Annotated in this window: 1 protein-coding gene; it reads right to left on the bottom strand. The window is 74.0% G+C overall.

Annotation, left to right across the window (positions count from 1 at the left end):
* Positions 1 to 133: 133 nt before the first annotated feature.
* Positions 134 to 381 (bottom strand): CoA-binding protein (locus tag GTR02_RS22215; protein ID WP_205709844.1); only part of this gene is annotated, 248 nt, incomplete at its 5' end.

The raw sequence follows: 381 nt of genomic DNA, 5'->3' as shown, positions 1-381 counted from the left end.
CAGCAGGGCCTCGAGGAGTTCGCTGAGCAGTTCCCGCTGGCGGGCGTAGAACGGGTCCACGTCCCCATGCTACGGAGCGCGAGCGGGCGCGACGGGCTGCTCCGGGACGTCCCGCCCGTCCGGAGCAGCCGCCTCAGCGCCCGCGGCGCCGCGAGCTGATGACGCCGGTGTCGAACCCCGCGAAGTGCAGGCCCCCGTGGAAGCGGGCGTGCTCGATCTTGAGGCAGCGGTTCATGACCACGTCGAGGCCGGCCTCGGTGCCGCGGCGCGCGACGTCCTCGTCGTAGAGGCCGAGCTGCAGCCAGAGCGCGCGGGCGCCCACCTCGATCGCCTCGTCGAGCACGGCCCCGAGCTGGTCGGGCCGGCGGAACACGTCGACGA

It is taken from the genome of Kineococcus siccus, from assembly GCF_009906795.1.
In the GTDB taxonomy this organism is placed as follows: domain Bacteria; phylum Actinomycetota; class Actinomycetes; order Actinomycetales; family Kineococcaceae; genus Kineococcus; species Kineococcus siccus.
The sequence above is the reverse complement of the archived record's forward strand: the minus strand, read 5'-3'. Positions and strand labels throughout refer to the sequence as shown.